The organism is Spirillospora sp. NPDC048823 (assembly GCF_043198445.1).
Classification (GTDB): Bacteria; Actinomycetota; Actinomycetes; order Streptosporangiales; family Streptosporangiaceae; genus Spirillospora.
Window position 1 is genome coordinate 24,365 of sequence record NZ_JBICUT010000013.1, and the last position, 22,306, is coordinate 46,670.

The 22,306-nt window shown below is 70.2% G+C and carries 22 protein-coding genes and 2 pseudogenes; 16 read left to right on the forward strand and 8 right to left on the reverse strand.

The genetic code is table 11. The annotated features are described in order from the left end of the window. Positions 1-54 precede the first annotated feature (54 nt). Entirely contained in the window at positions 55-585 is a 531-nt protein-coding gene (locus ACGFK0_RS26530) for a hypothetical protein (protein WP_358456033.1), read from the reverse strand. A gap of 324 nt (positions 586-909) precedes the next feature. Continuing rightward, positions 910-1,512, reverse strand: a complete 603-nt coding sequence (locus ACGFK0_RS26535; RefSeq protein ID WP_358456283.1) for a TetR/AcrR family transcriptional regulator — start codon at positions 1,510-1,512, stop codon at positions 910-912. 113 nt (positions 1,513-1,625) lie between these two features. Here ACGFK0_RS26535 and ACGFK0_RS26540 point away from each other — a divergent pair, with 113 nt between their 5' ends. Further along, positions 1,626-2,447, forward strand: coding sequence for an SDR family NAD(P)-dependent oxidoreductase (locus tag ACGFK0_RS26540; RefSeq protein ID WP_392909339.1), 822 nt, complete (start codon positions 1,626-1,628; stop codon positions 2,445-2,447). A gap of 72 nt (positions 2,448-2,519) precedes the next feature. On the opposite strand, the gene ACGFK0_RS26545 is transcribed toward ACGFK0_RS26540, so the two are convergent. Together ACGFK0_RS26545 and ACGFK0_RS26550 are read right to left on the reverse strand one after the other, a co-directional pair. Beyond that, positions 2,520-2,951: an EF-hand domain-containing protein gene (locus ACGFK0_RS26545; protein ID WP_392909341.1), complete on the reverse strand. Its 432-nt coding sequence runs from the start codon at positions 2,949-2,951 to the stop codon at positions 2,520-2,522. 54 nt (positions 2,952-3,005) lie between these two features. Further along, a complete protein-coding gene (locus ACGFK0_RS26550; protein ID WP_392909343.1) occupies positions 3,006-3,308 on the reverse strand; it encodes a hypothetical protein in 303 nt (100 codons plus the stop codon). Between the two features lie 439 nt (positions 3,309-3,747). Here ACGFK0_RS26550 and ACGFK0_RS26555 point away from each other — a divergent pair, with 439 nt between their 5' ends. The 7 genes and pseudogenes from ACGFK0_RS26555 (at position 3,748) to ACGFK0_RS26585 (ending at position 10,647) form a co-directional block, all read left to right on the forward strand. Then, positions 3,748-4,266 (forward strand): DinB family protein, encoded by a 519-nt coding sequence (locus ACGFK0_RS26555; RefSeq protein WP_392909345.1) that lies wholly within the window; start codon positions 3,748-3,750, stop codon positions 4,264-4,266. Between the two features lie 112 nt (positions 4,267-4,378). Then, complete coding sequence (locus ACGFK0_RS26560; RefSeq protein ID WP_392909347.1) at positions 4,379-5,029, forward strand: hypothetical protein; 651 nt, start codon at positions 4,379-4,381, stop codon at positions 5,027-5,029. Further along, the gene (locus ACGFK0_RS26565; protein ID WP_358456048.1) at positions 5,026-6,033 is read left to right on the forward strand and encodes a nucleotidyl transferase AbiEii/AbiGii toxin family protein; all 1,008 of its coding nucleotides are present in this window, start codon (positions 5,026-5,028) and stop codon (positions 6,031-6,033) included. Before ACGFK0_RS26560 ends, ACGFK0_RS26565 begins: the two co-directional genes overlap by 4 nt. Positions 6,034-6,059: 26 nt before the next feature. Next, positions 6,060-6,134: pseudogene (locus ACGFK0_RS26570) on the forward strand (DUF664 domain-containing protein); the annotation flags it as partial. A gap of 142 nt (positions 6,135-6,276) precedes the next feature. Continuing rightward, the gene (locus ACGFK0_RS26575; RefSeq protein WP_392909350.1) at positions 6,277-8,004 is read left to right on the forward strand and encodes an AMP-binding protein; all 1,728 of its coding nucleotides are present in this window, start codon (positions 6,277-6,279) and stop codon (positions 8,002-8,004) included. Beyond that, positions 8,001-9,635, forward strand: a complete 1,635-nt coding sequence (locus tag ACGFK0_RS26580) for an AMP-binding protein (RefSeq protein WP_392909352.1) — start codon at positions 8,001-8,003, stop codon at positions 9,633-9,635. The genes ACGFK0_RS26575 and ACGFK0_RS26580 overlap by 4 nt, the downstream gene beginning before the upstream one ends. 181 nt (positions 9,636-9,816) lie before the next feature. Continuing rightward, positions 9,817-10,647, forward strand: coding sequence for a response regulator transcription factor (locus ACGFK0_RS26585; RefSeq protein WP_392909354.1), 831 nt, complete (start codon positions 9,817-9,819; stop codon positions 10,645-10,647). Between the two features lie 308 nt (positions 10,648-10,955). Here the strand turns inward: ACGFK0_RS26585 and ACGFK0_RS26590 are convergent, their stop codons facing one another. Next, complete coding sequence (locus ACGFK0_RS26590; RefSeq protein ID WP_392909356.1) at positions 10,956-11,423, reverse strand: MarR family winged helix-turn-helix transcriptional regulator; 468 nt, start codon at positions 11,421-11,423, stop codon at positions 10,956-10,958. An 87-nt stretch (positions 11,424-11,510) separates the two neighbouring features. Here ACGFK0_RS26590 and ACGFK0_RS26595 point away from each other — a divergent pair, with 87 nt between their 5' ends. The 3 genes from ACGFK0_RS26595 (at position 11,511) to ACGFK0_RS26605 (ending at position 14,237) form a co-directional block, all read left to right on the forward strand. Then, a complete protein-coding gene (locus tag ACGFK0_RS26595) occupies positions 11,511-11,972 on the forward strand; it encodes an ester cyclase (protein WP_392909358.1) in 462 nt (153 codons plus the stop codon). A gap of 172 nt (positions 11,973-12,144) precedes the next feature. Continuing rightward, positions 12,145-13,215, forward strand: a complete 1,071-nt coding sequence (locus ACGFK0_RS26600) for an IS481 family transposase (RefSeq protein WP_392909360.1) — start codon at positions 12,145-12,147, stop codon at positions 13,213-13,215. A 392-nt stretch (positions 13,216-13,607) separates the two neighbouring features. Continuing rightward, complete coding sequence (locus ACGFK0_RS26605; protein ID WP_392909362.1) at positions 13,608-14,237, forward strand: TetR/AcrR family transcriptional regulator; 630 nt, start codon at positions 13,608-13,610, stop codon at positions 14,235-14,237. A gap of 19 nt (positions 14,238-14,256) precedes the next feature. Here ACGFK0_RS26605 and ACGFK0_RS26610 read toward each other — a convergent pair whose 3' ends face one another. Together ACGFK0_RS26610 and ACGFK0_RS26615 are read right to left on the reverse strand one after the other, a co-directional pair. After that, positions 14,257-15,513, reverse strand: a complete 1,257-nt coding sequence (locus ACGFK0_RS26610) for an amino acid deaminase (protein WP_392909364.1) — start codon at positions 15,511-15,513, stop codon at positions 14,257-14,259. Then, positions 15,514-15,714, reverse strand: coding sequence for a hypothetical protein (locus ACGFK0_RS26615; protein WP_392909366.1), 201 nt, complete (start codon positions 15,712-15,714; stop codon positions 15,514-15,516). A gap of 112 nt (positions 15,715-15,826) precedes the next feature. On the opposite strand from ACGFK0_RS26615, the gene ACGFK0_RS26620 reads away from it, so the two are divergent. From ACGFK0_RS26620 to ACGFK0_RS26635, 4 genes are all read left to right on the forward strand, one after another. Beyond that, positions 15,827-16,660: a polysaccharide deacetylase family protein gene (locus ACGFK0_RS26620; RefSeq protein ID WP_392909368.1), complete on the forward strand. Its 834-nt coding sequence runs from the start codon at positions 15,827-15,829 to the stop codon at positions 16,658-16,660. 250 nt (positions 16,661-16,910) lie between these two features. Then, a complete protein-coding gene (locus tag ACGFK0_RS26625) occupies positions 16,911-18,224 on the forward strand; it encodes a sensor histidine kinase (protein WP_392909370.1) in 1,314 nt (437 codons plus the stop codon). Further along, positions 18,188-18,832, forward strand: coding sequence for a response regulator (locus ACGFK0_RS26630; protein ID WP_392909372.1), 645 nt, complete (start codon positions 18,188-18,190; stop codon positions 18,830-18,832). The genes ACGFK0_RS26625 and ACGFK0_RS26630 overlap by 37 nt, the downstream gene beginning before the upstream one ends. A 97-nt stretch (positions 18,833-18,929) precedes the next feature. Further along, positions 18,930-19,823, forward strand: a complete 894-nt coding sequence (locus ACGFK0_RS26635; RefSeq protein ID WP_392909374.1) for a hypothetical protein — start codon at positions 18,930-18,932, stop codon at positions 19,821-19,823. Positions 19,824-19,836: 13 nt separating this feature from the next. Here ACGFK0_RS26635 and ACGFK0_RS26640 read toward each other — a convergent pair whose 3' ends face one another. Continuing rightward, a complete protein-coding gene (locus tag ACGFK0_RS26640) occupies positions 19,837-20,610 on the reverse strand; it encodes an enoyl-CoA hydratase/isomerase family protein (protein WP_392909376.1) in 774 nt (257 codons plus the stop codon). A gap of 563 nt (positions 20,611-21,173) precedes the next feature. Here ACGFK0_RS26640 and rho point away from each other — a divergent pair. Continuing rightward, positions 21,174-22,298: pseudogene (rho, locus tag ACGFK0_RS26645) on the forward strand (transcription termination factor Rho); the annotation flags it as partial. Positions 22,299-22,306 lie beyond the last annotated feature (8 nt).

The window sequence follows — 22,306 nt, forward strand, 5'->3', positions numbered from 1 at the left end:
CCCGCCCCCGCCGGAGCCGAGAGGACACATTCAGGCGAACCGGTTGAAGCCGCGCTACCAGGTCCCGGACAACTGCCTCAGATGGTGGGCGATTCCCGGGGCGTTGGGGTCGGTCCGATTCTCAGCGATGGCGCGTATCAGGGCGTCGAGTTCGTGCTGGGGAGGAGGGCGGAGGGGATCGTCCGAGGTTCCGAGCGGCAGGTGGACCGCGGCCTTGCCGGGCGGGAAGACGATCAGCATGCGGGGCTCCGGCCGGCCGCTCATGGTTATCGCCGAGCGGTGCAACGCGAATCGAACGGTGCGCAGGTCGTACTTCCGGTACCCGCGTACCTGTCGCTGGACCAGCACGGGCCCGTCCAACCAGAACGCCTTCCGATACTCCTGAAGGCCCCGCCACAGCACGGCCGGACCGACGACGACGGGAATCACCAGCAGCACGGCCGCCGTGGCGCCCTGCCCGATCAGCGCCAGGACGATGGAGACGACCGGCGGCACAAGGGGTACGGGTGCCACCAGCGACCAGAAGATGGTCCAGCTCTTCGACGTCGCCCCAACCGACAGCCGCTGCCCGCGCATCACGTCCACCGCCCCTTCTCGCCACCGGTGTATACGACGGAGCGAGGCGCCATCAGGTTCGTCCACGGCCCCCACCGGTGAAGGGCGGCGACGTTGCGCGGTCTGTGCTCGCCACTTGCAGCAATGGTTCGGTCGGGTCGGCCCAGCGGTGTCACGAACCACTCATCTCCTTGGCCGCAGGGACGTGGTCGTCGTGAGAGCCGGGTCACGGCTCGGCGCCAGCGGCTTCTCCTCGGCGACCCCGCATGTGGGGGTGCAGGTCCGCCAGCCGAACGACGCCCTGGCCACGCTCGAACCCGCGTCGCTTGATCAGCGCCGTCCGTTCCGTACGGCTCAGGAGGCGAATGCGCGGAGGGTGATCTCCACCAACGCGTCCGCGTACTCAGGGGTGAGTGGTCCCGATCGGTGGAGCCAGCGCTGGTAGAGCGGGGCGTACAGCACCTCTAGGACCAGGTCGAGGTCGGCGTCCGCGGCCAGTTGGCCCGCCTGCTGGGCACTGCGCAGCCGCTCCTTCTTGGCCTCGTCCACGGGGCCGGCCAGCTTCTCGCGGTACTGGGCCGCGAGAGCGGGGTCGCCGATGATCTCCATGTTGAGCGCCCTGATGGGCGCCTCGAAGGCCGGGTCGGCGAATTCGGCGACGGTCGCCCGCATGACGGTCTTGAGGTCGGCCTCCAGGTCACCGGTGTCGGGGAGCCGCATGCCCTCGTCGGTTTCGCTGAGCTCCAGGAACGAGTCGAAGATCACCGCGCCTTTGGACGGCCACCAGCGGTAGATCGTCTGCTTGCCCACTCCCGCCCGCGCCGCGATGGCCTCGATCGACACCTTGGCGTACCCGAGTTCGGAGACCAGATCGCGTGCGGCGCCGAGGACGGCCCGCCGGGACCGCTCACTGCGCCGGGCCGGGTTCGGCTTTCCAGGGTGCGACACGGTCGGAATCGTAACACCTAGCGAGACGAGACGTTCCGTCTTGACTTCACCAGGGACGTGACGCATACTCCTACGAAGCGAAACGAGACGAACCGTCTCGTCTCACGTGAGGGGGAGATTGCATGACGACTGCGAGAGTTTGGTTCATCACCGGCGCGTCGAGGGGTCTGGGCCGGGCGTTCGCCGAGGCGGCGCTCGCCGCGGGAGACCGTGTCGTGGCCGCCGCGCGTGATCTCGGCCCGCTCGCTGATCTAGCCGATGCCCACCCGGACCAGCTCGTTCGGTTGACGCTGGACGTCACCGATCGGGCGGCCGTCCAAAAGACGGTGGACGAGGCCGCGGCGGCGTTCGGCCGGCTCGACGTCGTGGTCAACAACGCGGGCGCGATGCTGCTCGGCATGGTCGAGGAGGCGGACGAGGAGCAGATCCGCGCGCAGTTCGACGTCAACTTCTTCGGCGCGGTCTGGGTGGCGCAGGCCGTGGTCCCGCACCTGCGGGCACAGGGCTCCGGCCACATCCTGCAGGTCACCTCGATGGGGACCGGTGGCGGGGTCGCGTCCGCCGGGTTCTACGCGGCGAGCAAGTCGGCGCTCGACTCGCTGAGCCAGGCGCTGGCGATGGAGGTGGCGCCGTTCGGGGTCAAGGTGACGATCGTGCAGCCGGGCGGATACGGCACGGACCTGTTCAAGCGCGGCACCACGATGACCGAGCCGCGCACCGAATACGAGCCGCTACGCGTCCAGCTGGCCGAGATGTGGGGCGAGGACGCCGGTCCCGATCCGAGCACCGCCGCTCCGGTGATCATGGAGTTGGCCAATCTGGCGGAGCCGCCGCTGCGCCTCATCGTCGGCAGCGCCTCCTACGACATGGTTCAGCAGATGGACGAGGCCCGCACGGCGCAGTACCGCGCCTGGGAGCATCTCAGCCGCAAGGCGCCGGGCTGACCTGCAGTGCGGTCTCACCAGGCGTTGCGACAGGGACGGGGGCGGGGGCGAACACCCGGACGCGGGCGCTCGTCAACGGTCCCAGGCGACGAGGAACTCCGCCAGCGAGATGCGCCCGTCGGCGTCCCCGTCGCGCTGGTCCGCCGCCTGGAAGATCGAGTCGAGCTCGTCCGAGGTGACGTCCTCTCCGCGCCCCTTCATGGCGGCGGTGAACTCTTCACGGGTGATGTAACCGTCGCCGTCACGGTCGAACTCTTTGAACGTGGCGGTCGGGTCGAGATCGGCCATGACAAGCCTTTCCATGCGCACTTTCAGGACAGGCAACATCGAAGCACGATCTTGTGTCCTGGCGGGCCGAATTCTCCAATAGGCACACTCACGGCGAGGATCGGCAGGTCGTCGCAGCGGCGTCCACCAGGGCGTGCACCTCTTGCTCGGCCGCCGGTTCAGGTCCGATAGCGAGCGTGGCGTCCACGCCGGCGAGCCCGCCACCGGAGTCCACATCCCGTCGCCGGAGCCGATGATTGTTCCGTCGGGGATCGAGCAGAGTGGCGGTGGCTATCCGTGCCGGTCGAATCCGGCGGCGGTGAGCGCCTCGAAGTCGGGGTGCCTGGACTCCAGGTCGTCCTCGTCCTCGTCCTCGTCTTCGCCATTCGGGAAGCCGAACTTCTCGTGGTCGCCGATGAGCAGTGCGTAGACCACATCGGCGACGCCGCAGGTCAGTGGCGGGCCCTGGTCGTTGTGCCGGGGCCAGAAGATCAGCGGCCAGGATTCGGGGTCTTCGCCCTCGGTCAGCCAGCCCAGATAATCTCCGTTCGCGGACTCGGCGACCGGCAGGAAGCCGCCCGGCTCCGGCCACACCGGGAGGCGGAACTCTTCCGGGAAATCGGCGCGCAGCGTGCGGTACCCGTCGCGGGCCCGCGCGGACTTTCTCCGGCATTCCGTATCTTCCCGATCGGCCCGGCGGGAAGAACTTCAGCCAGCCCGCCCACACCCCGGCGCCGTAGTGGTTGATCAGCTCCACGTACTCGTTCGGCAGCCGGGTGCCCACGTCCGCGAAGACCGCTTCCCAGCCGCGTTCACCGATGTAGGGGGACTCGGGTGGTGGGACCAGGCTCAGGAGCGTGTCCAGTGCGGAATTTCCCATGCCGGGGATTATGGCGATCACCCATGACGATGTCCCCGATCCCCTGGACAGAGGCGGTGGACGACACGTCTGGCGACCGCGCCGGGTGAGCCAGGCCTCCGGGAGCGCTAATTTCGTTGACCGGCCGATGTTCCGCGGCGAGGATCGCCTTCCATGACATGGACGGCACCTGCGGTCGATCGCGGCGACTTCCCGAGCGGCGACGACGAGCGGACATCACTGGCGGCGTTTCTGGATTTCCATCGCAGCACGCTGCTGTCCAAGTGCAGCGGGCTGACCGGTGAGCAACTGGCGTCGAAGCCGGTGCCGAGCACGAGCCTGAGCCTTCTGGGACTTGTGCGGCATCTCGCCGAGAACGAGCGCTGGTGGTTCCGCCGCAGATTCGACCGGGACGAGACCGTCACCGACCTGTACTGCAGCGACGAACACCCCGACGGTGACTTCGATTTCGCGGACGCGGCCGATGCCGAGGCCGACTTCGCGACATATGCCCGCGAGGTCGATCTGGCACGCCGGACGGTGGCTGCTCGGTCGCTGGACGAGGAATTCCCCGGAAGGGGCGGCACTCTGACTCTGCGCTGGGTGTACCTGCACATGTTCGAGGAGTACGCACGCCACAACGGTCATGCCGATCTGCTTCGCGAAGCCATCGACGGCACCACCGGCGAATAAGACCTGGCGCTGACGGGTGACGTCGTCCGCGCCGTCCTGCGCGATGTCAGTGGCGTTCGGCAGAATGAGCGGCGGCGAGTCAGTACAGGGGCGGAGCGATTGCAAGGGTGCGGTGAAGGACTTCGCGGGCGTGTTCGAGACCCATCTGACGGTGCTGCCCCCGCGCCCGTCGGAGGACGGCGATGAGGTGATCCGCCGGTGGGCGGCGCGCCACGAGATGAAGTACACCAGGATTCTCCTGGAGCAAGGCAGAACCCCCGACCAGCCGATGCTCAGTTACCGCGGGCCGGGGGTACTCACCATGCAGCAGGCGCAGGCGCGGGAGTGGGTGCAGCGGCTGCGCGTGGAGGGGGTCGGCGTCACCCGGGTGAAAATCGAGGCGGCGCCCTGGAACGCGGACGTCCCGCAGACCGCGCAGGAGTGCGCGGCGCTGCCGCCGGAGTGCTACTTCGAACACCACGTGAAGCTGGTTCTGGCCGGTGCGGACGAGCTGACCGAGGTGCGGGAGCTGGGCCGGAGCCACGCGGCGCACCTGTCGTGGAACGCACGCCGGATGGTGGGCGGGGGCCGCCATGAACGCTTCGTCACCCAGCGGTGCCGGCGGGTCGGCCGTCCGGAAGCGCGCCGGAGACTGACGGCCCTGCTGGACGATCTCGCCCGAGCCGGGCACACGCCCGTGGAGGTCGAGGAGGAGTTCGTGGTGCACGACGACAACCCGGGCATCGACGCCGGGTGGGCCGGCGGCCCGGAGACCGGTACATGAACGGCGACCGGGAGAGCTCGGCGCGGCGCCGCGCGGCACACCGCGCGGCGCTGGATCATGTGCTGGGCCTCGTCGCGGGTGCCGAATGGTGCGCGAGCCTGGTCCTGCGCGGCAGCATGAGCATGTGCGCGTGGGCGGGGAACCTGGCGCGCGAGCCGGCCGACCTGGATTTCGTGGTGCTTCCGGAATCGACCTGGCGTCCTGATGAACTGGATCCCTATCCCTATGTGGACCGGTTCGACGTCGTCCAGCAGTGGCCTGAAGCCGCCTGGGGCGCGACTGAGTACGACATCTGGATGGACGGGGAGGAAGAGTTCGAAACGCGCGGGCTGCATCCTCGTGTCTCCCCGGACGGTCTGCACTGGGAGATCGACGCCACGCCGGCGGCCCCGCCGTATGGTGACCTGCTCGACCTGCTGCGGCAGCGGCCGAGAGCGGCCCCGGACGTGATGATCCAGGCGGACCACGCTCAGGTGGACGGCGACTGGGGATATGCCTACAACGACGCCGGCGGGGATGAAACCGCCGGGAGCCGCGTGATCATCCCGTGGCGGGCGGAGGGACTGCCCCCGGGGCAGGTGCAACTCGACTTCGCCGCGGACGAGCGGCTGCCCGAACCCCCTGTGTGGAGCCTGGTGCCCCGTGCGGACGGCCGCGCACCGGCGGTCCTCAGGACGGCGAGCCGGGAACTGTCGCTGGCCTGGAAGCTGCTCTGGCTGCAAACCGATGCCGCGACCGGCACGAGATCGCGGTCCAAGGACCTGTACGACGCCGTCTTGCTGGCCGAAGACGATCGCACCCGGCTCGCCCCGCACCTCCTGCGCACGGTTTTCCGGCGGCGGGCCACCGACGACTTCGAACTGGAAGCCATCAGGCTCGAGGACACGGACTGGGCGGCATTCACGGCCGAGCATCCCCGCGTCCACGGAACCGCCCGGCAATGGCTTCAACGGCTCGGCACGGCCCTCGCGCCGATGCTCGCCGTCCGCGACGAGACCGACTGAAGACGATCTTCGCGGACGAGGTACCGCTGGAGGAGTACGCACGCCACAACGGCCACGCCGACCTGCTGCGCGAAGCCATCGACGGCACCACCGGCGAATAGTCGCCTCCGGTGCGCCTTCGTCGCCAGCGGGTAGGGGGCGGGCAAAGGATCGCGCCGGTACCCCCGTTCGGGGGTGGCGTGGGTCACTCGGTGTGGCGACGATTCGTTGTACCGGGTGTCCGTGCGGCTTCGAGGAGAGACCATGCCCGCAGTCGAGTTCCGTGCGGCGCGCGACTTCCTGCTCGCGCATCGCGATGACTACGCGACCGCGTACGAGAAGTTCCGCTGGCCGGTCCTGACCGGCTTCAACTGGGCGCTGGACTGGTTCGACAAGATCGCCGAGAGCAACGACTCGCCCGCGCTGTGGATCGTGGAGGAGGACGGCTCGGAGGCCAGGTACTCCTTCTCGCAGCTGTCGCGGCGGTCGAACCAGGTGGCGAACCTGCTGCGGCGGTCGGGGGTGCGGCGCGGCGACCGGATCATCCTGATGCTCGGCAACCAGGTCGAGCTGTGGGAGACGGTACTGGCCGCGATGAAGCTCGGCGCGATCCTGATCCCGAGCACGCCGCTGCTGGGCACGGCGGACCTCCAGGACCGGCTGACGCGCGGCAAGGCGCGTCATGTCGTGGTCGGCTCGGGCGACACCGGCAAGTTCGACGGCGTCGAGGGCGAGTACACGAAGATCGCCGTGGGCGGCGCCGTGGACGGGTGGGTGCGCTACGCCGACGCCTACGAGGAGGCGGAGTCGTTCACGCCCTACGGCCTGACGATGTCGCAGGACACGCTGCTGCTGTACTTCACGTCCGGAACGACGGCGAAGCCCAAGCTCGTCGAGCACACGCACGCGACCTACCCCGCGGGCCACCTGTCGACGATGTACTGGATCGGGCTGCGACCCGGGGACGTCCATCTGAACATCTCGTCGCCGGGGTGGGCGAAGCACGCGTGGAGCAACGTCTTCGCGCCGTGGGACGCCGAGGCGTGCGTGTTCATCTTCAACTACACGCGGTTCGACGCGGACCGGCTGCTCGACACGATCGAACGGTGCGGCATCACGAGTTTCTGCGCGCCGCCGACGGTGTGGCGGATGCTGATCCAGTCCGATCTGGGACGGCTGGCGACGCCGCCGCGGGAGGTCGTCGCGGCGGGCGAGCCGCTCAACCCCGAGGTGATCGAGCGGGTCCGGGACGCGTGGGGCCGGACGATCCGCGACGGGTTCGGGCAGACCGAGACGACCGTGCAGATCGCCAACACGCCGGGCCAGCCCGTCAAGCCGGGTTCCATGGGACGCGCCGCGCCCGGCTACAAGATCGCGCTGATCGACCCGCTCACCGGGCAGCCGGGCGACGAGGGTGAGATCTGCCTTGAGCTGGAGGACCCTCCGCTCGGGCTGATGAAGGGCTACCACGGCGACGACGCCCGCACCGAGGAGGCGATGGCCGGCGGCTACTACCACACCGGCGACATCGGCTCCCGGGACGAGGACGGATACATCACCTATGTCGGGCGGGCCGATGACGTGTTCAAGGCGTCCGACTACAAGATCTCGCCGTTCGAGCTGGAGAGCGTGCTGATCGAGCACGAGGCGGTGGCGGAGGCCGCCGTGGTTCCGTCGCCCGACCCGGTCAGGGCCGCCGTCCCGAAGGCGTACGTGACGCTCGCGAACGGCTGGGAGCCGAACGCGGACACCGCGAAGTCGATCTTCGAGCACAGCCGGGCGCAGCTGTCGCCGTTCAAGCGGATCCGGCTGCTGGAGTTCGGCGAGCTGCCCAAGACGATCTCCGGCAAGATCCGCCGCGTCGAGCTGCGGACCAGCGAGATCGACAAGCACCCCGGCGCGGCTCCCGGTGGGGGGACGACCCCCCACGCCCCCCGGAACGGCGTGGAGGACCGCCCCGCCGGCGAGTACCGCGAGGAGGACCTGCGGTGACGCTCTCCTACGCCTCCGGAGTCTCGGCCACCCCGCTCCTCGGCGACACCATCGGCGCGAACCTCGACAAGACGGTCGCCGCGTTCTCCGAACGGGAGGCGCTCGTCGACAGGGCGTCCGGGCGCCGCTGGACGTACGAGCAGTTCAACGACGATGTCGACGCCGTCGCGCTCGGGCTGCGCGGCCTCGGCGTCGTCAAGGGCGACCGGGTCGGGATCTGGGCGCCGAACTGCGCCGAGTGGATGCTCGTCCAGTACGCCACGGCCAAGCTCGGCGCGATCCTCGTCAACATCAACCCCGCGTACCGGGTCCACGAACTGGAGTTCGTCCTCAACCAGGCGGGCATCCGGACGCTGGTGGCGGCGTCGTCGTTCAAGACGTCCGACTACGCGGCGATGATCGAGGAGGTCGCGCCGAAGTGCGCCGCGCTGCGCGACGTGGTGCTCATCGGCACCCCGGAGTGGGACTCGCTCGTCGAGTCGGGCCGGGCGGGTGACGCGTCCGTCCTCACCGGGATCGGCCGGACGCTCAGCACCGACGACCCGATCAACATCCAGTACACGTCCGGGACGACGGGCTTCCCCAAGGGCGCGACACTGTCGCACCACAACATCCTGAACAACGGCTACTTCGTCGGCGAACTGTGCGGCTACGACGAAGAGGACCGCATCTGCGTTCCGGTGCCGTTCTACCACTGCTTCGGCATGGTGATGGGCAACCTCGCGTCGACCAGCCACGGCGCGTGCGTCGTGATCCCGGCGCCGGCGTTCGACCCGAAGGCGACGCTGGAGGCCGCCGCGGCCGAACGCTGCACGTCGCTGTACGGGGTGCCGACCATGTTCATCGCCGCGCTGGCCGAGCCGTCGCTGGACGAGCTCGACCTGTCCGCCCTCCGCACCGGGATCATGGCCGGGTCGCCGTGCCCCGTCGAGGTGATGAAGCAGGTCATCGAGCGGCTCGGGATGAGCGAGGTCGCGATCTGCTACGGCATGACGGAGACGTCGCCGGTGTCGACGCAGACCCGCGCGGGCGACTCCCTCGACCGGCGCGTGTCGACGGTCGGGACCGTCCTCCCCCACCTGGAGATCAAGGTCGTCGACCCCGACACCGGCGTCACCGCCCCGCGCGGCCAGCCCGGCGAGTTCTGCACGCGCGGCTACTCGGTGATGCTCGGCTACTGGGACCAGCCGGACAAGACGGCCGAGGCCGTCGACGCGGCCCGCTGGATGCACACCGGCGACCTCGCGGTCATGGACGACGACGGCTACGTCAACATCACCGGCCGGATCAAGGACATGGTCATCCGGGGCGGCGAGAACATCTACCCGCGCGAGATCGAGGAGTTCCTCTACACCCACCCCGACATCGTGGACGCGCAGGTCATCGGCGTCCCGGACGAGAGGTACGGCGAGGAGCTGATGGCGTGGGTGCGGCTGCGCGAGGGCGTGCCGGACCTGACCGCCGGGGAGCTGCGCGCGTTCTGCGAGGGCAAGCTGGCCCACTTCAAGATCCCGCGCTATGTGCATGTCGTGGACGAGTTCCCGATGACGGTCACCGGGAAGGTCCGCAAGGTGCAGATGCGGACCGAGGCCGTCGACATCCTCGGCCTGGACGACACCGAACACGACTGAGCGGCCCGGTCGCCGGGCGCACGATGACCAGCCGGCCCCGAAGCGAGCCGGGGGGCCTCCCCCCACATTGAACACACATGAGTTTTGGGTTGGCGGACCCTTTCGTGGCAGGTCCCGGGCGGGGCATGCTCTGAGGATGGGTGCGCCTACTCCGGGTGGCCTGAAAGGTCGTCCTCCCAGAATGTCGCGTGATGACGCGGGTGCCGTCCGGTCGGCCGTGCTGACGCTGCAGCGAACGACCGGTCTGCCCGTCGTCTTCGGCGGTGCCGTGTCCGGCGGCGGGCAGGACCGCCTGCGCATCACCGAACTCGTCGGCAACACCACCGACTCGCTGAACGGCCTGGTCGTCCACCACGGCAACGGGCTCGGCGGCAAGGCGATGGCCACGGGACGCCCGCTGTGGGTGAGCAACTACCCGTGCTCGGCGTCGATCAGCCACGACTACGACAAGCCCGTCGGCCGCGAGGGGCTGCTGTCGATCGTCGCGGTCCCGATCGTCGTCCGGCGGCGCGTCCGCGGCGTGCTGTACGGGGCGCTGCGGGAACCGCTGTCGCTCGCCGACCGTGTGGTGGGCTCCGCCGTCCAGGCGGCCCGCGACCTCGAACAGGACCTCGCCGTCCAGGACAGGGCGGACGAGGCGCTCGCCCGCACGCCGCCGGGCACGTCGACCGCCCGGTGGGAAGAGGTCAGGGCCGTGCACGCCGAGCTGCGCGCCCTGGCGGAAGAGGTTCTCGACCTGCCGACCCGCGACCGGCTCCGCGCCGCGTCGCTGCGCCTGGCCGCCGCCGGGCTGGACGAGCCGGACGATCCGCCGCGGCCCGTGCTGTCGCCGCGCGAGCTGGACGTCCTGTCGTATGTCGCGATCGGCTGCACCAACGCGGAGGCCGCCGAACGTCTCGGCCTGCTGCCCGAGACGGTGAAGAGCTATCTGCGTTCGGCGATGCGCAAGCTCGACAGCCACACCCGGCTGGAGGCCGTCACCACCGCACGCCGCGCCGGTCTTCTCCCCTAGATGTGCTATCTCGGGAGATTGGTGCCGTCTGTGGGGCTCAGAGCGTGTCGTTGAACTCTTGGTGGAGGTCGGGGAGGAAGGAAGGTGGTTCAACTCGGCGGCACACTGGAAGACCAGGTCGTACCCGAAGGTGGAGCCGAGCACCTTCGAAGTGACGTGGGGCAACGTGGAGTCACCCAGCTTCTGAGTCGCATCACCTTGATGACCCAGCGGATCACCCGCGGCGGCAAGCACTGCACCGACCGCTGGCACAGGAAAGCCCCACCGTCGACCTGACGCCGACGGCACAGAGGCGCGGGCGGGAGCGGTCAGCCGGTGCGCAGGCGTGCGGTCTGTTCGATGCCGACGTCGGTGGTGCGCCGCAGGTAGCGCTCGATCACGGTGAGCTCGTCGTCGGTAAAGCCCTCCAGTGCCTGGTCGAAGGCTTTGCCGGGGGTGTCCCAGGCCGCTTCGATCTCAGGGGTGCGGCCGCGGGTGAGGGTGACGAGCATCTTGCGCCGGTCATGGGTGTCGGTGTGGCGCTCGGCCAGGCCGGCCTTTGTGAGGCGGTCGACCAGGCGTGTGGCCGATCCAGAGGTCAGACCGGTCAGCTCCGCGATCTCGCCGGTGGTGCGGGGTCCGGGTTCCAGGGCGAGCAGGCTTACGCACTGCAGGTCGGTGGGGTGCAGGCCGAGGTGTTCGGCCAGGGCCTGGTTGAACAGCGTGTAGGCGGCATGGTGGCGCCGGGCCGTCGTGGTTACCGCCCTGACCAGCTCGTTACGGGTTCGGTTTGACATGAAAGCGCCCTCGTGTCCTACTTATATCTGCGTCGCGCAGATAATGTGCGGTGCAGATTCTTTTGTAGCACAACCCCGGGAGAACCCATGACCACCCACACCCCAGAACAGCTTCGCGCCCTATACGACCGCTGGAGCGAGCTGTGGCGCGGCGACTTCAGCCACGCCGAAGAGATCCTCGACCCCGGCTTCGTCGTCCACCAGGCCCGCCCCGACGGCAGCGACTCCGAGGCCCTCACCGGCCCTGCGCGCCTGCTGCCCGAGATCGAGCAGACCATGGCCGCCTTTGGCGACATCGCCATCAGCGTCGACCTCGGCCCGATCGTCGACGGCGACCTGATCTCCGCCCGATGGACCATGCGAGCCACCTACAGTGGTGGCATCCCCCAGGCCACCGCCCCCATCGGCACGAAGATCTCCTTCAGCGGCAACGACATCCTGCGCGTCCGCGACGGCCGGTTCGTCGAGTACTGGACCTGCACCGACATCCTCGACGGTCTGTCCCAGCTCGGCGCCATCTCCGGCCCCAACGGTCCTGCCCACCACTGACAGACGCGGCCATTCCAAGGCGCCTCCACGGGGCGCCCCGTCACCGCGGCATCGCCGTCGCTGCACCGTCACCGAAACACTCTGGCCCCGTCGGCGACGGGGCCAGAGCCACGAAGGCCACAGGTCAACGAATCAAAATGCTCACTCAGAGCCGCCAATCCGATGGGCCGATATGGCGAGGCATCCCAACGCCCCGCTGACGCCGGAAGGGCGTCGCCGACTCTGTGAGCGCGTGGACGCCGGGCGTCCGATCTCGCACGTCGCGGCCGAAGCCGGGATCTCCCGCCGCTGCCTGGCCAAGTGGTACGCCCGCTGGCGCGCGCACGGCGAGAACGGGCTGCTGGATCACTCCTCGCGTCCACACGCGAGCCCGGCCCGCACCAGCGAGACGCTCGCCGATCTGGTAGAGGCGCTGCGGCGGCAGACCAAGCACGGCCCTGCCCGCCTCGCCGCTGACCTTGAGCGGCTGTACGGCGTCACTATCGCGCCGGCCACCGTGCACCGCATACTCGTCCGTCGCGGCCTCAACCGGCTCCGCGACCTCGACCCTCCGACCGGCGAGGAACTGCGCGAGGTCATCCGCTACGAACACGAGCGCGTCGGCGACCTGATCCACGTCGACGTGAAGAAGCTCGGACGCATCCCGACCGGCGGCGGCTGGTGCATGCACGGCGTCGGCACCGACGCGGCCCGCGCCTCCAAACGCACCGGTCAGGGCACCGGCAAGGTCGGATACACCTACCTGCACTCGGCGCTCGACGACCACTCCCGGCTGGCGTACACCGAGGCCCTGAACGACGAGAAGGCCGTCACCGCGGTCGCCTTCTGGCACCGCGCCGTCGCCTTCTTCGCCGCCCACGACATCACCCCGATCCGCCGCTGCCTCACCGACAACGGCTCGTGCTACCGGTCCACGACCTGGGCCAACGCCCTCGCCGCGACCGGCACAAAGCACAAGCGGACACGGCCCTACACGCCGCGCACGAATGGGAAGGTGGAGCGCTATAACGGGACGCTCGCCCGCGAGTGGGCGTACGTACGCGGCTACACCTCCGAACACGAACGCCGCGTCGCGCTCGCCGAGTTCGTGAACTACTACAACCACGACCGGCCCCACGCCGCCCTCGGGGGCCGACCGCCCATCAGCCGGACCGCCGGGAGCGACTACCGCCTCGTATTCGACCAGCCACCCGAACCGCTCCTCGACATCCCGCAGCAACTCACGTTCGAGGACTTCGTGTAACCAATGTCCCGAGACACCACACCTAGACACCAGCCCAAGCCCCAACCCCGCGACGACCGAAGCCGCCGCGATCGCGTCCGAAGGCGGGGAACTGCAAGAAAAACCGCGGGGCCGCGCGATTCTTCCGGCGGATCCAGCCCGGCGACGGGGTCAGCATCGCGGATGGCGGACGTCGTCCATGACAGATCGGCCCCCGTGGCGCACTGCCTGGACGGAACGGTCACCACTCGCCGGCTGCGCCGGGCCGTGATCGCACGGCCGTCCCGCCTCGTTCCCGGGCAGGGACGTCCGACCCCCGAATTGCACTCGAAACCGTAACACCTCGGCGAACAGAGTTGTTCATGGTTAATCGATTTCGTCATGCGCCACAGGCCCGTTGATAGCTTGTGGGGGTGGACTCCGACGGCTTCACCTCGCTGCCGCGCGGGCGCCATCACCTCACCCGCGAACAGGTCGCGGCCTCCCAGCGGGACCGTCTGCTCCAGGGCATGACGCAGACGGTCGGGGAGAAGGGATACGCCCGCACCTCCGTCGCCGACGTTCTCAAGCGGGCGCACGTGTCCCGCGAGACGTTCTACGAGCATTTCACCGACAAGCAGGCGTGTTTCCTCGCGGCCTACGAGGCGGCGGCGGAACGCATCATGGGCGTCGTCAACGACGCGCTCGCGGCCCGCGACCAGCCGCTGATGCTGAGGCTGGAACGGGCGCTGCGCGCCTACCTGCGGGAACTCGCCGGCGACGCGGGCGCGGCCCGCACGTTCCTGCTGGAGATCTACGCGGTGGGGCCGGCCGCGACGACCATGCGCTGCACGGTGCAGAGCGGCTTCATCGAGATCATCGACGGGCTGCTGGCGGAGGACGAGCGGTTCCGCTCGCTGCCCGACCCGCAGTTCGCGTGCCGGATGCTCGTCGGCGGGGTGGCGTCGCTGGTCACCGGGAAGGTCGCGATGGGCCAGCACGCCGCGCTCCCCAAGCTGTGCGCGCCGATCCTGGCGCACTTCACGTCGCTCCTCGACCAGTAGGCCGCCGCCCGGCCGCGCGTCAGAACCACGTCCGGACGTAGTCGACGACGGTGGGGTGCTCGGCGTCGGCGTCGTCGACGACCGGGATCATCGTCCACTTGTCGATCGCCGTGCAGGGGTGGGACGGTCCGAGCCTGACGACGTCGCCGACCTCGGCGGAGCCGTCCGCGAGATAGGCGTGCTGGTCGTTGAGCGCGGTGATCCGCGCGCCGTCCACGGGCTCCGCGCCCTTTCCGCGGACGAGCTGCGGCTCGGGCAGCCCCGCGTCGAACGGCAGGTCGCGCCGGCCCGCGTCCAGGATCGCGAGGGCGGGTTCGGGGCGGGACAGGACGCGCGCCCAGCCGTGCATCGCCGAACGCAGCCGCGCACCCGCGCCGCCCGCGCCCCGCGCGAACGGCGAGATGCCCCGGTAGAAGCCGTCGTCGTGGACGATGTACGCGCCCGACCGCAGCACGACCCGCCCCTCCAGGCCGCCGAGGACCTCCGCGACCTGGTCGAAGAACGCGCTGCCGCCCGCCGACACGACCGGCTCGCCGGTCTCGTACTCCAGGCCCTCGTGCAGGTTCGCGAGCCGGCGCAGGTAGGCGTCGACCGTGCCGCGCCCCTCCTCGGACGCGTCGTGGGCGAGGGCGCCCTCGTAGCCGGCGATCCCGGCGAGCCGGAGGGTACGGGCCTTGCGGACGGCGTCCGCGACCGTCCGGGCGTCGCCATCGTCCCGGACGCCCATGCGCCCGCCCGGCCCGCCGAGTTCGACGCACACGTCCACCTGGCGCTGGGCGCGGGCGAGGCGCAGCGCCTCGTCCATCAGCTCGACCGCGCGGACCGAGTCGACCCAGCACTGGAACTCGAACTCGGGGTTCCCGTCCAGCTCGGCCGCCAGCCACGCGAGACCGGCGGGGTCGAGGACGGTGTTGGCGAGCAGGACGCGGCGTACGCCGAACGCGCGGGCGACGCGGAGCTGCGGCAGGTTCGCGAGCGTGATGCCCCACGCGCCGGCGTCCAGCTGCATCCGCCACAAGGCCGGGGCCATCGTCGTCTTGCCGTGGGGGGCGAGGTGCAGTCCGGCCGCGTCCGCCCACTCCGCCATCACCCGGACGTTGTGGTCGAGGGCGCCGGCTTCCAGGGTCAGCAGCGGCGTCCCGAAGTCGTCCAGCGGCAGCCGAGCCCGGCGGGCCTCGCCGACCGTCAGCCCGTGCGCGGACGCCGGGATCGCCTTGAACCGCCAGTCGAGCCGCTCGTCGCCGAGCGCGTCCACGGCCTTGCCGTCGATTCCCACTTACGACCTCCCGTTCGAGACCGCGCCGTGCAGGCGCCCCGTCGCCACCGGTTCCAGTGTGACGAGGACCGCGATCGACCCGATGACCGGCAGCGCACGGCGGCCCGCACCGACGGGCATGCCGCGGGCGAGACCGAGATCACCCGAGTGGACCAGCAGCGCGGCCGAGACCGCGAGCGCGACGAGGACCAGCACCGACACCGGCCCGATCCCGGGGCCGCGCTCATCCGTCCGCCGATTGTGCCGATTGTGATCCCATAGCGCTCTCCTACCCCCTCAAAACACCGATAGCGTGGGGGTTGTGGAGGTTGATGTGGCAGGTGGGATATCCCGCCGCAAAGCTCTCTGGTTCTTGGGTGCGTTCACCGGCCTCACCGCCCTCGGCGCGGACACCGCCCGTCCACAGGACGGCTCCGGTGCGGCGTCGGCGGAGACCACTCCCCGTGCACGGCCGGTCATCCATCCGACCCCGACTCCGACCCCGACTCCGACCCCGACTCCGACTCCCCGTCCCGCAGCGTGGTCGCCGGCGAAGCTGACCGCGCTGGAGAAGCCCGTCCGGGAACTGTCGCAGCTGTCCCCGGCGCCGCCGCCGAACTCGATCGCGCTGACCCTCGACGACGGCCCGCACCCCGAGTGGACGCCGCGGATCCTCGACCTGCTGGCCGAGCAGCGGGTCCACGCCACGTTCTTCATCGTCGGCGAGCAGGTGAAGGAGTACCCGAAGCTCACCCGCCGCATCGCCGACGCCGGGCACCAGATCTGCAACCACACCGAGACGCACCCGATGTCCATCGCGAGGATGTCGGAGAAGAAGGTCCGCAAGGAGATCGTCGACGCGCACGACCGGATCGCCGACGCCACCGGCGTCGTCCCGCAGTTCTTCCGGTCGCCGGGCGGCGCCTGGTCCAAGACCGTCCTCGAAGTGACGGCCGAGAGCGGCATGCTGCCGATCGACTGGGCCGTCGACCCGCGCGACTGGGCGCGTCCGGGCGTCCGGCGCATCCGCAAGGCGCTGCTCAAGGGCAAGGACGGCAACATCCTGCTGTGCCACGACGGCGGCGGCGACCGCTCCCAGACCCTTGAGGCCCTGGAAGACGCCATCCCGAAGCTGAAAGAACGCGGCCTCACCTTCGTCGCCCTCTGACCGCCGGGCGCATGCTCGCCATCCCGGCCGCGCTGTCCGAGATCCCCGGAACCGTCGGCTCTTGCCCGGACGGGTTCGCGGTGCCCCGGTCCCACATCGCGACCATCGGGTGCCTCCGCCGCGACATGGCTCCGAACGGCGTCCCGAGGTGCACTCAGGTACACCCCGCCTTCGGGTTGCGGGCACACTGTGGTCGAGGACGCCCGCCGGAAGACTGGAGTCCGACGGCAAGCGACCTGCGGAGGAACCGGTGAACGGCGAATTGGTGAAAGAGACGCGGCTGCAACGGCACATGAGGACCCCGTGGCGGGGGCTGGCACTCTTGCTGCTCGGCATCCCGGCCACGCTCGTGGGCCTGTGGTTCCTCACGGTCATCTCGATGATCACGAGCTTCATCGGGGTGCTGCTGTTCCCGTCCGCGACGATGCTCATGCGCACCCAGCTCGACGCGTACCGCGCCCGGATCAACAAGTGGACGAACGTCAGGATCGAGCGGCCCTACCTGCCCGAGCCCGCCGAGGAGCCCGGTCTCAACGGCATCATCAAGCGGTTCGTGCGGCTGCTCACCGACCCGGCGACCTGGCGCGACTACCTGTGGGTGGTCGCCGACCCGGTGGTCGTCTGCTTCACCGCCGCGCTGCCCGGCCTGCTGATCCTGTACGGGCTGTGGGGGTACGCGCTGGCGGCGTTCGCCGGCGGGATGATCGGCCGCGCCGGCGGCTACGACTGGTACACTTGGATCCCCGTCCATTCCGGCTACGACGGCGACCCCGAGCGGATCGCGTCCACCGTCGTCGTCGCCACCGTCTGCATCGCCGCCGGGTTCGCGATCGCGCCGAAGATGATGACCGTGTACGGGCGCTGGGGGAAGCTGATCCTCGGCCCGACCAGGAAGTCGGAGCTGGCGCTGCGCGTCCGGCACCTCACCGAGACCCGGTCGGAGGCCGTGGACGCGTCCGCCGCCGAGCTGCGCCGCATCGAGCGCGACCTGCACGACGGTGCGCAGGCCCGGCTCGTCGCGATGGGGATGACCCTCGGCGCGATCGAGCACCTGCTCGACAAGGACCCCGAGAAGGCCCGGTTCCTGCTCGCCGAGACCCGCGCGTCGTCGGCGAAGGCGCTGCACGAGCTGCGCGACCTCGTCCGCGGCATCCACCCCCCGGTGCTCGCCGACCGCGGCATCGGTGACGCGGTCAAGGCCCTCGCACTCGACCACCCGCTGAAGACCGAGGTGGTCGCCGACCTGCCCGCGCGTCCCGAGCCGCCGGTCGAGTCCGCCGCCTACTTCGCGGTGTCGGAGATCCTCACCAACGCCGCCAAGCACTCCGGCGCGTCCCGCGTCTGGGTCGACATGCGGCACGAGAACGGGATGCTGCGGATCACCGTCACCGACGACGGCCGCGGCGGCGCCACGCTGGACGGCGGCACGGGCCTGCGCGGGATCGAGCGCAGGATCGGTACATTCGACGGCGTCCTCGCCCTCAGTTCACCGGTGGGCGGCCCGACGATCGTGACCATGGAGCTGCCGTGCGAGTTGTCATCGCCGAAGACCTCGCCCTCCTGAGGGAGGGGCTGGTCAGTCTTCTCGAGACGCACGACTTCGAGGTCGCGGCCGCCGTCGACAACGGCCCCTCGCTGCTGAAAGCACTTCTCGACCACCGCCCGGACGTGGCGGTGGTCGATGTGCGTCTGCCGCCGTCGTTCACCGACGAGGGCCTGCAGGCGGCGCTGGAGGCGCGCCGCCAGGTCCCGGGCATGCCCGTCCTGGTGCTGTCGCAGTACGTCGAGCAGCTCTACGCGCGGGAGCTGCTCGCCGACGGCAGCGGCGCCATCGGCTACCTGCTGAAGGACCGGGTGTTCGACGCGGCGCAGTTCGTCGACGCGGTCCGCCGGGTCGCGGCGGGCGGCACGGCGATGGACCCCGAGGTCATCTCCCGGCTCGTCGCCACCAGCACCCGCGACACGCCGCTGGGGCGCCTCACCCCGCGCGAGACGGAGGTCCTGGAGCTGATGGCGGAGGGACGCTCCAACGCCGCGATCGCGGAACGGCTCGTCGTCACGGAACGGGCGGTGACCAAGCACACCGCGAACATCTTCTCCAAACTCGACCTGGCCGTCACCGGCGACGACAACCGGCGCGTCCTGGCCGTTCTCGCCTACCTCAACCGCTGAGCGGGCCACCCTCGGCTTCCCTCTCCGCCATATCGGTCTATCCGGGCCCGCGCCGGGTGAAATAGGTTGCTCGGCGAGATGGCCCCGGGAGGGCGCGATGACGGTGATTCTGGTCCTGCTCTGCTTGGCGATCGCCGGGCGCGAACTGTATTCGGCGTTCGAACGCAAACGCTCGCCGGGCGCGCCCGAGATCGCCGACATCCGCACCCAGCTCCGCGCGCTGAAGGGCACGCGGGACGAGCTGGAGGGCTTCCGCGCGTCCCAGCGGGAACGGCTGGACCGGCTGACGCGGGAGCAGGACCGCGACCGCGAGGCGCTCGGCGAGGCCGACGCCCGGATCCGGTCCCTGATCGCGCAGATCAACGACCGGATGGTCCCGGACGTCAACGACCGGCTGAACCTGCAGCGGGAGACCGCCGACCTGCAGCGCGCCGCTATGGAGCGGCTGGCCGCCGATATCGCCGGGTTCCGTGCGCACCTGGTCGGACGGCTCGACCAGGCCGTCGCCGCGTCCCTCGGCGCCGCCCCCGCCGACATGGTGGCCGGGGCCGTCACCGTCCGGCCGTCCGCGGTGCGGCCCTCGCTGACCGGCCCGTACGAGCGGTTCGCCGAACGGCACGGGCTGCGCGTCGAGCTGACCGACCGGGACCGCTACTACCTGTCGGGCCACAGTCCCCGTGTCCTGGAACGCGAGTTCACCGACCTGGTGCAGGGGCTGCGCACCAACTGTGCGACCTCCGTCGAGGAGGCCCGGCCGCTGCTGGACGCCCTCCGCGACACGGACCGGGGCGGTGTCCAGATCGGGCCCCTCGTCATCGTCCGGACACCGGAGTCGCTGGTCTGCGGGGTACTCCCCCTCGCCGAACTGCTCCGCCCCGGAAGCGCCGGGCTGCTGGACGACCCGGCCACCGCCGCACGCCGCCTCCACCGGCTCCCCGAAGGCCGCTTCTGCGACGTGACCGCACTCGCCGCCCGGGACCCGTCCGGGTGACGCGACCGGCCGCTCAGCGGGTGGGGGCCGTCCAGGTGAAGGCGGGCGGGCGGCGTTCCAGGAACGCGGCGGTGCCCTCCTCGAACTCGCCGACGGCGACCATCTCCTCCAGCCACCACCGCGTCCTCTCCGCGACGGGGCCGGCGGCGGCGATGGCGTCGACGATGTCCTTCGTCGCCTGCTGGGTGAGCAGGGAGCGGGACGCGAGGGTCCCGGTGAACTGGTCGACCCTCTTGCGCAGGCCGTCCGCGGGGACGACCTCGTCCAGCAGCCCGATCCGCAGCGCGTGCCCGGCGTCGATCAGGTCCGCGGAGTACAGCAGGTACTTCGCGGCGGACGGGCCGACGAGGCGGACGAGACGCGTCGTCGCGGTGGCCGGGTAGACGAGGCCGAGCTTCGCCGGGGTGACCCCGAAGCGGGCGCCGTCCGCCGCGAACCGCAGGTCGCAGGCCGCCGCGAGCTGGCAGCCACCGCCGACGCAGTACCCCTCGATCGCCGCGAGCGTCGGCTTCGGGAACGCGGCGAGGGCCTGCTCGGCGACCGTCGACAGGTGCGATTCGTCGTCGCGGTGGATGTCGGCCAGCTCGGAGATGTCGGCGCCCGCGCAGAAATCGCCGCCGGCCCCGGTCAGCACCACGACCCGCACGCCCGGGTCCGCGGCGAGGCCGTCCAGGATGCCGGGGAGTGCCCGCCACATGTCCGCCGACATGGCGTTGCGCTTGGCCGGCCGGTCGATCGTGATCGTCCCGACCCCTTCGGCGACCTCTGCGTTGAGCCCGGCGGCCATCGTCCCCCCTATGCTTCGACGCGGCTCATCGTACGAAGGTCTGTTCACCAGGATGATCCCCGGGGTGGTCTTCGACGCTTCTCACGTGGTCTCCTTGGAGACGCACGTCTGCGCCACAGGGGGGCCGCATGAAAGTCATCACGGAACTCCGGGAATGCGAAACCGTCCCGGAGTGCTGTATTGTCGAGACAGCGTCTTCAAGTTGCCACGATTGGCGGCGAGGTCGCTTCTTCCCCGCCCGGGCCATCTGAGAGCTCGGTGATCCCCGGTTCGGTACGCGCGCAGACCGGCGTTTCGAACCGCCGCACAAGGGAGTCGACGTCAGCCCGGTGAACGGAGCTGCATCTCTCACATTTCTCTCGCGTACGCGCCGCGGGTTCCGCCGCCGTACACGGGATTCGACCCCGGGCCGCGCGGAGTGTTCCGCACCGGCCTGAGAAGGGACCCACATGTCCACTTCCACCCTCACCACAGAACGGCCCGCCGCCGAGCGCCGCGCCGATCACAAGTCGCAGGCGCACGGTGTGCCCGCACAGGGCGCCCGGAAGAGCGGGCGCCAGGGACGGCGCCCCGCCGATGAAGGGCCGGTCGTCCCGTTCCACGGCATCCTCGCCGTCCAGGACAAGCACGCGTTCGTCCGCACCTCCGGCTACCACCCCGGGCAGGAGGACGTCCACGTCTCGCTCGCCCAGGTCAACTCCAGCAACCTGCGTCCCGGCGACGCCGTCACCGGCACCGCGAGGCCGCCGAAGTCGGGCCGCGACAAGTTCCCCACCCTCGCCGCCGTCGAGACCGTGAACGGGGTGACGCCCGCCGAGGCGGCGAACCGCCCCGAGTTCGGCATGCTCACGCCGCTGTTCCCCGACGAGCGGCTGCGCCTGGACACCGGCCCGCTCGCCACCCGCGTCATCGACCTGATCGCACCGATCGGCAAGGGGCAGCGGGGGCTCATCGTGTCGCCGCCCAAGGTCGGCAAGACGATGGTCATGCAGGCCCTCGCCAACGCGATCGCGGAGAACAACCCCGAGGTCCACCTCATGGTCGTGCTCGTCGACGAGCGTCCCGAGGAGGTGACCGACCTGGAGCGGTCGGTGCGCGGCGAGGTGATCCACTCGACGTTCGACCGTCCGGCGAAGGACCACACGGCGCTCGCCGAACTGGCCATCGAGCGGGCCAAGCGCCTCGTCGAGCAGGGCCACGACGTGGTCATGCTGCTCGACTCGATCACCCGGCTCGGCCGCGCCTACAACCTGGCGGCGCCGTCCAGCAGCCGCATCCTGGCCGGCGGTGTCGCGACGACCGCGATCTACCCGCCGAAGAAGTTCTTCGGCGCCGCCCGCAACATCGAGAACGGCGGCTCGCTGACCATCCTCGCCACCGCGCTGGTGGAGACCGGGTCCCGCATGGACGACGTGTTCTTCGAGGAGTACAAGGGCACCGGCAACATGGAGCTGAAGCTCGACCGGAGCCTCGCCGACCGCCGCATCTTCCCCGCCGTCGACATCGAGGCGTCCGGCACGCGCCGCGACGAGCTGCTCATGTCCCCCGAGGAACTCGCGCTCTCCTGGCGGCTGCGCCGCGCCCTCCAGGGCCTGGACAGGCAGCAGGCCGTCGAGCAGCTCCTGGAGAAGATGAAGGGCACCTCGTCCAACGCCGAGTTCCTCCTGCGCCTCCAGCAGTCGACCTGACGGGACGT